The 13,076-nt window shown below is 71.7% G+C and carries 8 protein-coding genes; 7 read left to right on the top strand and 1 reads right to left on the bottom strand.

The genetic code is table 11. The annotated features are described in order from the left end of the window. The first annotated feature begins 193 nt into the window (after positions 1-193). The 5 genes from B042_RS0101120 to tmk all read left to right on the top strand — a co-directional run bounded on the left by B042_RS0101120 (position 194) and on the right by tmk (position 9,344). Positions 194-1,123 carry a hypothetical protein gene (locus B042_RS0101120; protein WP_081748533.1) on the top strand — a complete coding sequence of 310 codons (930 nt, stop codon included), beginning with the start codon at positions 194-196 and terminating at the stop codon, positions 1,121-1,123. 159 nt (positions 1,124-1,282) lie between these two features. Beyond that, on the top strand, positions 1,283-2,035 hold the full coding sequence (locus B042_RS0101115; protein ID WP_028646673.1) for a chaplin: 753 nt from the start codon (positions 1,283-1,285) through the stop codon (positions 2,033-2,035). Between the two features lie 304 nt (positions 2,036-2,339). Beyond that, positions 2,340-3,587, top strand: a complete 1,248-nt coding sequence (locus tag B042_RS0101110; RefSeq protein WP_028646672.1) for a hypothetical protein — start codon at positions 2,340-2,342, stop codon at positions 3,585-3,587. Between the two features lie 608 nt (positions 3,588-4,195). Next, a complete protein-coding gene (gene topA, locus B042_RS0101105; protein ID WP_028646671.1) occupies positions 4,196-6,991 on the top strand; it encodes a type I DNA topoisomerase in 2,796 nt (931 codons plus the stop codon). Between the two features lie 247 nt (positions 6,992-7,238). After that, positions 7,239-9,344, top strand: a complete 2,106-nt coding sequence (tmk, locus tag B042_RS0101100) for a dTMP kinase (protein ID WP_028646670.1) — start codon at positions 7,239-7,241, stop codon at positions 9,342-9,344. An 18-nt stretch (positions 9,345-9,362) separates the two neighbouring features. Here the strand turns inward: tmk and B042_RS0101095 are convergent, their stop codons facing one another. Continuing rightward, positions 9,363-10,004, bottom strand: coding sequence for a dihydrofolate reductase family protein (locus B042_RS0101095; protein WP_028646669.1), 642 nt, complete (start codon positions 10,002-10,004; stop codon positions 9,363-9,365). 159 nt (positions 10,005-10,163) lie between these two features. On the opposite strand from B042_RS0101095, the gene B042_RS0101090 reads away from it, so the two are divergent. After that, positions 10,164-11,336, top strand: a complete 1,173-nt coding sequence (locus B042_RS0101090; protein ID WP_028646668.1) for a DNA polymerase III subunit delta' — start codon at positions 10,164-10,166, stop codon at positions 11,334-11,336. A 102-nt stretch (positions 11,337-11,438) separates the two neighbouring features. Then, the gene (locus B042_RS0101085) at positions 11,439-13,001 is read left to right on the top strand and encodes an alpha/beta hydrolase (protein WP_051415377.1); all 1,563 of its coding nucleotides are present in this window, start codon (positions 11,439-11,441) and stop codon (positions 12,999-13,001) included. The last annotated feature ends 75 nt before the right edge of the window (positions 13,002-13,076 follow it).

The raw sequence follows: 13,076 nt of genomic DNA, 5'->3' as shown, positions 1-13,076 counted from the left end.
GTGTTCGGAGAAAGTGGGAAGTCCGCCGAAGGAGGCGCGCTTTCTCGTGCGCGATCACCCAACGTGATGTTAATGTTGCGGTCAGTCGAAGGGTGCTGCGGTGCTCCGCTCGCGTCAGAGAGCGGAAGCCGCCCGGCACCCTCACGTGAGCGCGGCTAGGCCGCACAGTGGCAGTGGAATCGAAGGGGCACCGATGGCTTTCACGGAGCGGGGGGGACCGGCCGCAGCCGGTCGCGTGCCCTTCGGTTCCCGTGGTGCCTGCCTCCGCCTGCTGCTCCTGTCGGGCCTTGCCGCTGCCGCGTGGCTCGCCGGGGTCGGTGTCGCCCACGCTGAGGCTGACCCTGAGGCCGGCGGCCTGGTCGGCACAATCGTCGGACTGCCGGAGGAAGCGGCCGGGAACGCCGACCGCGCTCTGCCCGACACCCGTCGTCCCATGCTCTCCGAGACCGCTTCACGGACCGCCTCGACCACCGGGACGCTCACCGAGACTGTGCTCCGACCCACCGCGGCACTCTCCGCGGACGGTCTGGACACGGTCGGTGCCGCCACCGCCGACGGCGCGGACGACCTCGTCAGGGGTCTGGCCCGCACCGGACGGAGCGTGGTGGAGTCCGCAGACGGATCCCTGAGCGAGTCCGCACTGATGGACACCGTCACCACCGGTCTCGCCGAACCGGCGCGCGTGGCCGACGGTGTGGCCCTCGGGGTCCCGATCCAGCTGCCCCCGTCTGGAACCGGTGGCTCCGCCGCGGTATCCGAAGACGAGCAGCCCGACGGTGCCGAGGCCGGTGGTGGAGCGGTCGAGCCCGTGGGCACCGCGGCCGTCACAGGCGGCCTTCCGTCCGAAGCCGTCCGGGAGGCGGCCCGCGACGAGGCGGCCCGCTCCGCCCACGACGAGCAGTCCGACAACCGTGTGCACCTCGCGCCTGGCGGTGCTCCGCACTCAGCGGCCTCCGACGCGACCGGTTCGTCCGCTCCGTCCTTCCCCGCGCCCGGCGCGGCCGGATATCTCATGGCCAGGGACCTGTACTTCGTCCCCCAGGCCCACCGGATCGCCCTTCCCGGCGACCCTACTCTGGTGGTCCGCGACGCCGCGGACGACCCCTCTTTCTCCCCTGACTAGCCGCGTTCTCGACCGCGGCCGGTCCGCGCACCCCTGTGCGCGACCGCTCCACCGGTTCCCGGTGGGTGCCCTCTCCTTCGCCTGATCGGGCTGGGAGCCGCCGTCCGCGGTCCACGAGCAGCAGACGCCTCTCCTACCTCGTCGACCGAAGGACATTCCATGCCCTACACGGCTTCCGCACGCCTCACCGCCCTCATGGCGGCCGGACTCCTCACCGCCACCGCCACCGGTGTCCACGCCGACAGCGACGTGGCCACCTCCGGGAACGGTTCCCTCCTCGGTGGTAACCAGTCCGTTCTCGACCTGGACGTCCCCGTCAACGTCTGCGGCAACGCCATCGCCGTCGTCGGGGTGGCCGGGGCCGCCTGTCTGGGGGGTGACGCCGAGACGGTCGGCGGTCAGGCGTCGTCCACGGACGGGCCGTATGACGGAGGGGAGACCCCGGGTGACGGCTATGGCGAGGGTGGCGGTGACGGCTATGGCGAGGGTGGCGGTGACGGCGGCGGCGAGGGTGGCGGTGACAGCGGCGGCGAGGGTGGCGGTGACAGCGGCGGCGGTGACGGTGGTGGCGACGGTGGTGGCGACGGCGGTGGCGACGGTGGTGGCGACGGTGGTGGCGACGGTGGTGGTGACGGTGGTGGTGACGGCGGTGGCCAGGGTGGCGGTGACGGTGGTGGCGACGGTGGCGGTGACGGTGGTGGTGACGGTGGTGGTGACGGTGGCGGTGACGGTGGTGGCGACGGCGGCGGATCGGATCGGGAAGACACGCCTGAACAGGACCGGTCCGGAGGCGGCGCGCTCGCCACGACGGGTGGTTCTGGACTGCTCAGCATGGTCGCCACCGCCCTGGTCACCGCCGCTGCCGGAATGACCCTCATCGTCCTCGGAGTGCGCCGACGCAACGGCGCCTGACCAGCTCGCCCGGGCCGGACGCGGCCCGGGGGCTGACGTGAGTCCCGCGCATCACCGCGGGGTTCACGCCAGCCATCGCTCAACCAGAGCGGAGCTGATCGACGGAGCGCCGAGCGCTCGCCCCGCACCCGGTGGGGACGGAGCACCGAGCGTTCACCAGACCGGCAGACACACACCGCCCAGGTGTGGAGCCGACCGGACGATCCCCGGCCCCGGTCGAAGGCCCGCGCCCCACCCAGGGGTGCGGAGCGGCCCGCGGCCCGAGCACATCCCGAACACCTCGTTCTCTGAAAGGACTTCCCACATGAGCAAGTGGGCCAGTACCTCCGCGAAGACGATGCTGCTGGCATTCGGCTTCGTGACGCTGGGCACCGGAGCGGCCTACGCCGACAGCGACGTGGCCACCTCCGGCAACGGCTCCCTCCTCGGCGGCAACCAGGCCGTGATCGACGGGGACGTCCCCGTCAACGTCTGCGGCAACGCGGTCGGGGCGGTCCTCGGCGTCGCCGGGGCCTCCTGCACCGACTCGGACGCCGTCGTGAAGGAGCCGCACCGCGACATCGCCACTTCGGGCAACGGTTCGCTGCTGGGCGGCAACCAGCTCGTGGCCGAGCTGGACGTGCCGGTGAACGTGGCGGGCAACGCGATCGGGGCGGTCGGCGGTGTCGCCGGGGCTGCGGCCACCGACGCCGACGCGGTCGTCCGCGAGTCCTCCGACCGGGGGCGTCGGGGCCACGGCGGCCGGAGCGGGGACCGCGGCTACCGCTCCCACCAGAGCAGCCCGGCCTTCACCGCCTCAGACGCCGAGGCCGCGATGGAGCTGCTGAACGAGGCCACCGAGAACGCCTCGGTCCTGCCCGTGGGCGACCTCTCCCGCAGCGTGGACATGGGCGTCCTGCGTCAGTCCGCACCCGCGGAGCGCCAGCAGCAGTCGGCGCGCGTGCACCAGAGCGCGGATTACGTGGCCACTTCGGGCAACGGTTCGCTGCTGGGCGGCAACCAGCTCGTCGCGGAGCTGGACGTGCCGGTGAACGTGGCGGGCAACGCCGTGGGTGCCGTGCTGGGCACCGCGGGCGCCTCCGCCACCGGCTCCGACGCCATCGTCCGCCAGAGCGCGGACTACGTGGCCACTTCGGGCAACGGTTCGCTGCTGGGCGGCAACCAGCTCGTCGCGGAGCTGGACGTGCCGGTGAACGTGGCGGGCAACGCCGTGGGTGCCGTGCTGGGCACCGCGGGCGCCTCCGCCACCGGCTCCGACGCCATCGTCCGCCAGAGCGCCCCGGCCGCGCAGACGGGCATCCCCGTCGTCGGCGACCTGCCCGAGCTGCCCGTCTCCGACACGGTCGGCCAGGTCGCGCCCTACACCCTGACCGAGACCGTCCCGCAGGCCGGTGAGGGCTACTCCGGTGACGACGCCGCACGCGAGGCCGTCGCCCCGCTGCCCGCCGCCGCTCAGGCCGCCCCCGCGGGCGACCCGTTGAGCGGCCTGCTGGGCGGCCTGCTGGGCGGCGCGGGCGGCGCGGGCGGTCTGACCGGCGGCCTGCCCCTGTAAACCCTCCGAGGACCCGGTGGGGTGATCCGCCCCACGGTCCGGGGATCCGGTGTCTCGTTCCGTAATGGATCGCGGTGGACTGCGAGAGGCCGAGCACGACCGGGCCGGAAGGCGGAGAGACCCCAGGGGTCCGACGGACAGGCGCGTCAGCGCCGTGGACGTCGACCGGACAGGCGTTCCGTCCCGCGCACTCCCGTTCCGTAATGGATCGCGGTGGACTGCGGGAGCGACGGGACGGTCGCCTGCTCAGGGCGTGTCACGAGTCCTCCCGGGAACATCCGGGAGGACTCGCCGCATTCTGGCGGGCATGGAGCGCAGCTCCAAAAATGTGACAGAAGTCACTGTGCGGGTGGGTTCCGGGTGCTCTCCGAGGGCGGTGGGCGACCATGGGGGAGCGACCCCGGGGCCACTCGCGGGCTGCGCGGGGCGGTGCCAGTTCGGGTAACGCTTATTCTGCGGTTGCCGATGGCGGCGGTTACCGGACCCGAGGGGCGGGTCCCACCCGGCCATCGACGGGGGAGGGCCTGGAATTCGGTTACTGTCGGTTCCCAGAGGACCGAAGGACCACGGCCGGACAGATCACACAGGGCTAGACGTAGGGGAACAGCGTGCCACCCACGAAGGGCAGCGCCGGCGAGAACGGCTCCAAGAACAGCGGACGGCAGGGGACGGGGACCGCTCTGGTCATCGTCGAGTCGCCCGCCAAGGCGAAGACCATCGCCGGGTATCTGGGCCCCGGCTACGTCGTGGAGTCCAGTATCGGTCACATCCGGGACATGCCGACCAGGGCCGCAGAGATCCCGGCCAAGTACAAGGGCCAGGCCTGGGCCCGGCTCGGCGTGGACGTCGACGGGGACTTCGAGCCGCTCTATGTCGTCAACTCCGACAAGAAGGCGCACGTCAAGAAGCTCAAGGAGCTGATGGCCGAGGCCGATGAACTCCTGCTCGCCACGGATGAGGACCGCGAGGGCGAGGCCATCGCGTGGCACCTGCGGGAGGAGCTCAAACCCAAGATCCCCGTCCGCCGCATGGTCTTCAACGAGATCACCAAGGACGCCATCCGCCGTGCCGCCGACAACACGCGCGACCTGAACACGCGCCTGGTCAACGCACAGGAGACACGGCGCATCCTGGACCGCCTCTACGGCTACGAGGTCTCCCCCGTGCTGTGGAAGAAGGTCATGCCGAAGCTGTCGGCCGGCCGCGTCCAGTCCGTCGCCACCCGGCTGGTGGTGGAGCGCGAACGCGAGCGGATGGCCTTCACCTCGGCCGAGTACTGGGACATCAAGGCGGTCTTCGACGCAGCCGGAACGGGAGCCGAGGAGCCCGCCTCCTTCCCCGCGACCCTGGTGGGCCTGGACGGGGTCCGTGTGGCGGTCGGCCGCGACTTCACCGCCCAGGGCACGCTCCGCCCCGACCGCACCGTCCGCCAACTGGACGGGGCCACCGCACGGGGACTCGCCCAGCGCCTGTCGGGTGCGGCCTTCGCGGTCACGGCGGTGGAGCGCAAGCCCTACCGCCGTTCCCCCTACGCCCCGTTCCGCACCACGACCCTCCAGCAGGAGGCCTCGCGCAAGCTCGGCCTCTCCTCCAAGCAGACCATGCAGGTGGCGCAGCGGCTGTACGAGAACGGCCACATCACCTACATGCGTACCGACAGCACCACGCTGTCGCAGAGCGCCCTGAGCGCGGCGCGCACGCAGGCCACCCGGCTGTACGGGGCCGACCATGTGCCCGACAAGCCACGCGTGTACGCCAGCAAGGTCAAGAACGCACAGGAGGCGCACGAGGCCATCCGTCCGGCGGGCGACACGTTCCGCGTTCCGTCCGAGACCGGGTTGAGCGGCCCCGAACTCCGCCTCTACGAGCTCATCTGGAAACGCACCGTCGCCTCCCAGATGAAGGACGCCGTCGGCGAGTCCGTCACCGTGCGGATCGAGGGGACCTCCTCGGACGGCGAGCGGGCCGAGTTCACCGCCACCGGCAAGATCATCACCTTCCACGGGTTCCTCAAGGCCTATGTGGAGGGATCGGACGACCCGGCCGCCGACCTGGACGACCGCGAGCGCCGCCTGCCGCCCGTGGCCGAGGGCGACCCCCTCAAGCCCGGCTCCTTGGAGGCCGAGGGGCACAGCACCCGGCCCCCAGCCCGCTACACAGAGGCCACCCTGGTCAAGGAGCTGGAGGGGCGCGAGATCGGTCGGCCCTCCACCTATGCCTCGATCATCGGCACCATCCTTGACCGCGGCTACGTGTTCAAGAAGGGCACGGCGCTCGTGCCGTCCTTCCTGGCCTTCGCCGTCGTGCAGTTGCTGGAGCGCCACTTCGGGAACCTGGTGGACTACGAGTTCACCGCCCGTATGGAGGAGGTGCTCGACGACATCGCCCGCGGCGAGACCGAGAGCCTGCCGTGGCTGCGCCGCTTCTACTTCGGCGGCCGCGACCCGCAAGGCGAGGAGGAGACCGGGCTGAAGAACCTGGTGGCGGGCGACCACCTCTCGGAGATCGACCCCAAGGAGGTCAGCTCCCTGCCGCTGCCCGGCACCGACATCGTCCTGCGCGTGGGCCGCTACGGCCCCTACCTCGACCGCGAGGGGACACGGGTCAACGTGCCCGAGGACCTCGCCCCGGACGAGCTGACGGTGGAGAGGGCCGAGGAGCTGTTCGCCCAGCCCAGCGGCGACCGCGAGCTGGGAAGCGACCCCGAGACCGGCCGTCCCGTCGTCGCCAAGACCGGGCGCTTCGGCCCCTACGTCACCGAGGTGTTGGAGGAGCCGGAGGAGGGTGAGACCAAGAGCAGGTCCAAGGCCAAGGCCAAGCCGCGCACGGCCTCACTGCTGAAGTCGATGACCCTGGACACCGTCACCCTGGAGGACGCGCTCCGGCTGCTGTCGCTGCCCCGCGTGGTCGGGGAGCTCGACGGTGAGCGGGTCACCTCCCAGAACGGCCGCTTCGGCCCGTACCTGAAGAAGGGCACCGACAGCCGTTCACTGGAGACCGAGGAGCAGATCTTCACGGTCACCCTGGAGGAGGCCCAGGCGCTCTTCGCCCAGCCCAAGCAGCGTGGCCGACGCGCGGCCAAGCCCCCCCTGCGCGAGCTCGGCAAGGATCCCGAATCGGGTGCCTTGATGGTGATCAAGGACGGCCGTTTCGGCCCCTACGTCACGGACGGGGAGGTCAACGCCTCCCTGCGCAAGGGCGACGAGGTCGAGTCGATCACCGACGCCCGTGCCGCGGAACTGCTCGCCGAGCGCCGTGCCAAGGCTCCGGCGAAGAAGAAGCCCGCCGCGAAGAAGACCACGGCCAAGAAGACGGGGACGGCCGCGGCCAGGAAGACCGCCGCAGCGAAGAAGGACGGCACCCCCGGTTCGACCGCCAAGGGCTCCTCGGGCGGCAGCTCCTGAGCCTCCTCACGGGGGCGCCGTCCCCCACGGGCCTCCCCGTGTTCGCCAGGGGCCCGCGGACCGTCCTCCGGTGACGAACGGTCACAGGCCGGTACACCCCCTGTCGGCGGGTGATCTTCCGTACTAGTCTGTCTGTGACGGAGGAGAATACGTGAAACGTCTGTGACTTTCCGCTCCGTCTCCCGAATCATGTGGCGGGTCGCCGACCCGTCTGGCCCTATCCCCCGCACGGATAACCTTGAGCGCTATGAGCAGATCTGCACCCCTGGGAGCGCCGTCCGAGGCGCGCCACGTCCTGGCGATCTCACCTTTCAGAAGGCTGTGGATCTCGCTTTCCCTCTCCAGCCTGGGCGACTGGCTGAGCCTGCTGGCCCTGATGTCCCTGGCGGCGATCTTCACCGCCGACGGGTCGCGGATGGTGCAGTACCTGGCCGTCAGCGGCGTCGTGGTCATCAAACTCGCCCCCCCGATCCTGTTGAGTCCGCTGGCCGGGGTGGTCGCCGACCGCCTCGACCGCCGCTGGACGATGGTCATCGGCGACATCCTGCGCGGCCTGCTGTACGTCTCCATCCCCCTGGTGGGGCTGGCCTTCCCCGGCTTCGCGCTGGAGTGGCTGCTCATCGCCAACCTCCTGGCCGAGATCGTCGCCCTCTTCTGGGCCCCGGCCAAGGACGCCACCGTCCCCAACCTGGTTCCGAAGAAGTTCCTGGAGCAGGCCAACCAGATCAGCCTGCTGACCACCTACGGCACCGCGCCCGTGGCGGCGCTGCTCTTCGCCGCGCTGGCCTCGGCGAGCAACGTGCTCGGCGCACTGGTGCCCTCCATGGCCAGCCCCGAGGCCGACGTCGCCCTCTACCTCAACGGCGTCACCTTCTTCATCGCCGCGATCGTCATCGTCGGCCTGCCGATCCCCAAGCACAAGTCGCCGGCCGAAACCGGCGACACCTCCGACAGCGGCATCCTCCGCGCGGTCTTCACGGGGTGGCGCTACCTCGGCGGGACCCCGCTCGTGCGCGGTCTGGTGCTGGGCCTGCTCGGTGCCTTTGCGGCCGGGGGCGCGGTCGTCGGTGTGAGCCGTATCCATGTCGAGCATCTGGGTGCGGGCAACGCCGGGTTCGCGGTCGTCTTCGCCGCCGTCTTCGCCGGTATGGCCCTGGGTATGCTCGCCGGGCCGCGCGTCCTCAAGAAGTTCAGCCGCCGTCGCCTGTTCGGCCTGAGCCTGACCGTCTCCGGGCTGGCCCTGCTGCTGGCCGGAGCGGTCCCCGACATGGTGTTCACCGCGGTGCTCACCGGTGTCCTCGGCATGGGTGCCGGCATCGCGTGGGTGATCGGGCTGACGATGCTCGGCCACGAGGTCGAGGACGCCTACCGGGGCCGGGTCTTCGCCTTCGTGCACGGCGCCGCGCGTGTGGTCCTCGTGGCGTCCACGGCACTGGCCCCGCTGGCGGCCGGGCTCATCGGCGACTACAGCTTCCCGGTCGGGGCGCTCACCTACGACCTGTACGGCAGCGGTGCGGTCCTCATGGCCTCCGGTCTGCTGGCGGCGATCGTGGCCCTGGTCTGCTACGGCCAGATGAACAAGGGCGCGTCCGACTCCGGGCACGGTCTGCTGCCCGAGCTCTCCGCGGCCCTGCGCGGTGTCGACCTCGCCGACGAGGACGAGCAGCAGCAGGAGCGGCCCTCGGGCGTGTTCATCGTGGTCGAGGGCGGTGAGGGATCGGGCAAGTCCACACAGGTCAGGGAACTGACGGTGTGGCTGCGCGACCAGGGGTTCGAGGTGCTCGGCACACGCCAACCCGGCGCGACCAAGCTCGGTATGCGCCTGCGCGGCCTGCTCCTGGACCGGGAGAATTCCCACATCACGCCCCGCGCCGAGGTACTGCTGTACGCGGCCGACAAGGCCGACCACATCGACCAGGAGATCCTCCCGGCGCTGCGGCGCGGTGCCGTGGTCATCAGCGACCGCTACGTCGACTCGATGCTGGCCTACCAGGGCGTGGGCCGCGACCTGGACCCCGAGGAGATCCGTGAGATCGCCGACTGGTCGACCCGGGGTGTGGTCCCCGACCTCACCGTGCTGCTCGACGTCGCGCCTGAGGACGGCCTCGCCCGCCTGGGCCGCCCCGCCGACCGCATCGAGGCGGAGTCGCTGGAGTTCCACAAGCGGGTCCGCCAGGGCTTCCTGAGCCTGGCCAGGACTGACCCGGACCGCTACCTGGTACTCGACGGCGGTGAACCGCAAGACAAGGTCGGCCGGGAGATCCGGCGCCGGGTCCGCTCACTGCTGCCGGACCCCGTTCCCAGCAGTTCGGAGGCGGTCACCGGGATGATCCCGGTCATCAGGAACGACTGACGCGGGCCGCGTCCGCCGTCACCGGCGGACGCGGTACCTCAGATGGGTGACGCCCGGGGCCTCCACCGCCCGCTCCTGCTCCAGCGCCGCGCTGTCCACGCCGTCGAACAACCGCTCGCCGGCGCCCAGGAGCACGGGGACCAGGTGGAGGTCGAGCCGGTCCAGGAGACCGGCGCCCAAACAGGCGCGAACCGTGGCGGCTCCGCCGGCCACCAGCACGTCCCGACCGTCGGCGACGGCACGCGCGTACCCCACGGCGGCCTCCGAGCCCTCCGTGACGAAGTGGAAGGTGGTCCCGCCCTTCATGTCCACCGGTTCCCGGGGGTGGTGGGTGAGGACGAACACGGGGGCGTGGAAGGGCGGCTCCTCGCCCCACCAGCCCGTCCAGGGACGCTCCTCGTCCCAGGGCCCCGGGCCGCCACCGAACATGTTCCGGCCCATCACCACGGCGCCGACGTTTCCCTCCACCTCCCGGAGCACGGCGGTGGAGGCGTTCTCCTCACCGCCGGACAGTCCGTGCTTCCCGCGCCACTCAGCCAGCGCGAAGGCCCACTCGTGCAGGGCCTTGCCCCCCACGCCCACCGGATGGTCGACGTCCTGTCCGGGGCCGGCCGCGTACCCGTCCAGCGAGATCGACAGGTGGGTCCTCGTGACGCCCATTTCCGGTTCCTCTCATGATCGGATGCGGGCACCGTACGCCATGGCGGTGACGAAGGACACCGTTGTCCTCAGCCGGGGCGGGACCTGTGGACAGCGCCCGGGCGTCGGCGGCGACTCCTATCCTGGACGCGTACATCCACGTCCGTCCGGGGGAGCCACGTGACCGTCTTCGACGACCTCATCGGCCAACAGAGTGCGGTACGCCAGTTCCAGCGCGCCGTCGCCGGGGCGGCGGACCTCGTGGCGGGCGGTCCCGGTACCGGGATGACCCACGCCTGGCTCTTCACCGGGCCCCCGGGGTCGGGGCGCTCGGAGGCGGCCCGCGCGTTCGCCGCCGCCATCCAGTGCGCCGACGGCGGTTGCGGGCACTGCCCCTCCTGCCACCAGGTGCTCGCCGGGACCCACCCGGACGTGCTGTACGTGCGGCCCAGCGGACTCAGCTACGGGGTGAAGGACACCCGCGACCTCGTTCTGCGCGCCGCGTCCAAGCCGTCGGGGGGGCGGTTCCGCGTCGTCCTGTTCGAGGACGCCGACCGCGCCACCGAAGCCGCCTCCAACGCCTTGCTCAAAGCGGTGGAGGAGCCTTCGCCCCGCACCGTCTGGCTGCTGTGCACCCCCACCCCGGACGACCTGCTCGTCACCATCCGCTCCCGCTGCCGCCTGGTCACCCTGGCCACCCCGGGGACGCCTGAACTGGTCGATGCGCTGGTCCGGCGCGAGGGGGTCGATCACCAGGCCGCGCGGGCCGCCGCGAAGGCGGCGGCGGGCCGGATCGACCGGGCCCGCCAACTGGCCACCGACCCCGAGGCACGCAGACGTCGGGAGGAGGTGCTGTCCATCCCGGCCCGACTCGACGGCCCCGGTGCCTGCGTGGTCGCCGCGGCCCGCCTCTACGCCATCGCGGAGGAGGAGGCCAAGAACCTCACCACCGCCCTCGACGAACAGGAGCGGAGCGAGCTGAAGGCGGCCTTCGGCGAGGGCTCCTCGGGCAAGGGCGTGGCCAAGGCGGTCCGCGGTTCGGCGGGGGCGCTCAAGGAGCTGGAGGAGCGGCAGAAGCGTCGGGCCACCCGGACCAAGCGCGACTCCTACGATCGGGCGCTGCTCGACCTCGCCGCCTTCTACCGGGACGTGCTCACCCTCCAGTTGGGCGCACGGGTGGAGCGGTCGACCGATGAGCGCTCCGGCGACCTCGAACGCCTGGCGCGCTCCGGTCCGCCCGAGGCCACGCTCCGCCGGATCGACGCGATCATGGAGTGCCGCGGGCGCATCGCCGCCAACGTGCACCCCCAGATCGCCATGGAGGCCATGACCTCGGCACTCCTGGTCGGCTAGCGGGAGGGACCGGGCCCCACCCAACGGTGAGGGAGGGCACAATGGTGCGGCAGCGACAGCACGCCGACCGTGGTCGGCCGGACAGGGAGAGGGCGACCAGGCGTGGGGACCAGGAAACGAGGGCCGCTGGCGGCCGTGCTCGCGGGCGTGCTGTTGGCGTCCAGCTGCGCCTCTGGGGGTGCCGGCCCGCTGGAGGAGGCGTCCGAACAGGCCGCGGACGTCGATGTGCTGGCCGACGTCACCGACCAGGAACTGGAGTGGGGGCCCTGCGAGGAGGGGGTGGAGGAGGCCGAATGCGCTCTCTTCGCGGTGCCCCTCGACTACGGTGACCCGGGCGGCGAACGGATCGAGATCGCGGTCAAGCGCCTGCCCGCTGAGGGGGGCGACCCCGTCGGCTCCCTGGTGGTCAACCCGGGTGGCCCCGGCGGCTCCGGGTACGACTACGTCGACCTGGCAGCCTACACCGTCAGCCCCGAGGTGCGCCGTCGCTTCGACGTCGTCGGGTTCGACCCGCGCGGCGTGGGGCGCAGTACCCCGCTCACGTGCCTGGACGCGCGGGAACTCGACGACTACCTCGGCATGGAGGCGGACACGGCCGACGGTGACGCCGACATGACGGAGGTCACCGAGGAGGGGATGGCGGAGCTGGCGGAGAGCAACCGGGGCTTCGTCGAGGCATGCCGGGCCAACCACCCCGAGCTCATGCTGCACGTGGGCACCGTGAACGTGGCGCGGGACATGGACGTGCTGCGCGAGCTGCTCGGGGATGAGAAGCTCACCTATCTGGGCGCCTCCTACGGTACGCACATCGGTGCGGAGTACGCCGACCAGTTCCCGGGCCGGGTGCGTGCCCTGGTCCTCGACGGCGCGGTCGACCCCAGCCAGGGCCAGTTGGAGCTCAGTGTGCAGCAGGCCACCGGGTTCGAGACCGCCCTGCGCTCGTTCGTCGAGGACTGCCTCACCCAGACCGACTGCCCTCTCGGCAGGTCCGGGGACAGCGTCGAGGACGGGATCGCGGTGCTCACGGACTTCCTGGAGGACACGGGGGAGGAACCGCTCGCCAACCACCGCGACGACCGCGAGGTGAACCGGCCCCGCGCCGAACTCGGGGTGCTCGCCGCCCTGTACTCGGAGTCCTGGTGGCCGCGTGTGCGCGGTGCGCTGGCCGAGGCGATGGACAGTGGCGACGGCACCGCGCTGGTCCTGCTCGGCGACGAGCTGTATGGGCGCTCCGACCCCGAGGAGTACGAGAACTCCACGGCGGCGCTCATCGCGGTGAACTGCTCGGACTCGGCCAGCCCCCGCGACATCCGCGCCTACGCCGAGGCCGCGGAGGACGCGGCCGAGGAGTCGCCGATCTTCGGCCCTCCGCTCGCCTGGGGCGCGCTGGCGTGCGCCTACTGGCCGCAGGAGGCGGTGGACCCCGGCGGTGAACTCGACGCCGCGGGCGCCGACCCGATCATGGTGCTCGGCACCACCAGGGACTCGGCCACGCCCTACGCCTGGTCGGTCGCGCTGGCCGAACAGTTGGACTCGGGCTTCCTGGTGACCCGGGACGGTGACGGCCACACGGGCTACCGGAGGGGCGACACGTGTATCGACGCGGTGGTGGACGCCTACCTCATCGACCTGGAGGTCCCCGAGGACGGCATGGCCTGTGCGTGAATCCGGTGCTGCTGTGCGCCCGGCGTGTGCGAGACACCCCGGGGAGGCGCTAGACTGGTTACCGCTTCGCCGCGC

It is taken from the genome of Nocardiopsis sp. CNT312, assembly GCF_000515115.1.
GTDB lineage: Bacteria > Actinomycetota > Actinomycetes > Streptosporangiales > Streptosporangiaceae > Nocardiopsis.
The sequence above is the reverse complement of the archived record's forward strand: the minus strand, read 5'-3'. Positions and strand labels throughout refer to the sequence as shown.